Origin of the sequence: Streptomyces sp. AF1A (genome assembly GCF_047340315.1) — a bacterium.
In the GTDB taxonomy this organism is placed as follows: Bacteria; Actinomycetota; Actinomycetes; order Streptomycetales; family Streptomycetaceae; genus Streptomyces.
On the sequence record NZ_JBLEBI010000373.1, the window covers coordinates 1 to 1,641 of the forward strand.

Consider the following 1,641-nt stretch of genomic DNA (forward strand, 5'->3'; position numbering starts at 1 on the left):
CGGCGGCGGGGGCGGCTGGGTCATGGCTCGGGTACCTCGGTGACGCTTGAAAGGCCGGACGGCTGACGGAACGTGGGCTGGGCCGGGCTCAGTTGCCGAAGGCCATGATCAGCTTCTCCTTCGACTGGGTGTTGCCGGACAGCCGCCCGTTGGAGATGAAGAACCGCCCGTCGGACCAGTCGACGACGCTGTCGAAGAAGGTGTCCTCGATCTGCGCGGTGCCCTTCGGGTTCTGCAGCAGCTTCCTGGTCGGGTGGGAGGAGCCGGTGGTGGGGATGGACACCACCTGGCCACCCGCGTCGTATGACGGCTGCACGTACGCCACGAGCTTGCCGTCCTCGACCTTGATCGGTGCCATCGGCTCGTCGGCCGGGGACTTGACCCGCCACTTCGCCTTGCCGTCGGCGAGGCCGATCGCGACGATCTCGTTGGCGGTGCTGGTCGTGTCCGTGGGCAGATAGAGGGTGTCGGCGTCGACCGCGATCCCCTGGCAGCCCTGCAGGTCGCGTTCGAGGACCGCCCAGCCGCAGCGGGGGGCGAACTTCTCGTCGACCTTGACCTCCGAACGGAACGTGCCGTCCTTGGTGAACGTCGAGATGTTCCAGGCCTTCTTGTCCTGGTTGGTCAGGTAGACCACGAGCGGGTCGAGGGAGTAGACCCGGCTCACCTGCCAGCCCTTCTTGACCGGCTGGGTCCACTTCACCTTGCCGGAGGCCGGGTCGAGTTCCTGGATCTCGTCGTGCTCGTTGCCGCCACCGGCCCCGCACGAGGCCACCTGCACCAGCCGGCCGGCGCCGCCCGCGTACGCGGCCGGGAAGCAGGCCGCGCCGTACTTCTTCTTGTCGTAGAGCTTCTTGCCGCTGTCCATGTCGTACGCGGTGCCCGACTCCGAGCGGCCCACCATCAGCGTGCGGCCGCTCACGGTGAGTTCGACGTTGAGCGCGCTGTCGAACAGCCCGCCGTCGGCGACCTCGCCGCTCCAGCCCTTCTTGCCGGTCCTCAGGTCGATCTGCTGAAGTTGGTTGCACTTGGCGCTGTCGCCGGCGCCACTCATGTACGCCACGACTATCTTGTCGTCCGCCGACTTCTGCGGGGTGACCGCACAGATCTTGTGCGGGAAGGCGACGGGGCCCCAGGGGGACTTCCCGTCGCCCGCGCCGTAGGCGAAGACCTGCTGGTACGCCGCCTTCACCACCGTGTTCCCGGCGATCCACAGGCCGGGGGCGTCGGCGCCCGAACCGGGCACGTCCGGGCCGGACTTGTACCAGAGCACCTTCGCCTCACCGGCCGAGCGGCCCGCGTTGAGGTTCTCCGGGTCGTCACCGCCGCCGGACGAGGCGGACGGGGTGCCGGTCGCGGAGTGCGTGCCGTCGTCGCTGTGCTGGGCGACGGGCTTCTTGCCGACGCCGTCGCCGCCGCCGCTGGTCAACGCGTAGACGGTGCCGCCGATGACGAGCAGCGCGGCCGCCGCGGCGGCGATGATCAGCGCCGTCTTCCCGGTGCCGCCGCCCTGCCCGGGGAAGGGCCCGCCGGGCGCGCCGGGGTACGGCGGCTGCTGCGGGTATCCGTAACCGGACTGGGGCTGCCCGTACGGGCCCGGCTGCGGCGCCTGCTGGGGGTGCCCGTAGGGGCCCGGTGCGG

1 protein-coding gene is annotated in these 1,641 nt (G+C 70.4%); it reads right to left on the reverse strand.

Translation table 11 applies throughout. The annotated features are described in order from the left end of the window. Positions 1-88: 88 nt before the first annotated feature. Positions 89-1,641: PQQ-binding-like beta-propeller repeat protein (locus ACLU3S_RS36930; protein ID WP_413956344.1), on the reverse strand; the 1,553-nt coding region annotated here is incomplete at its 5' end.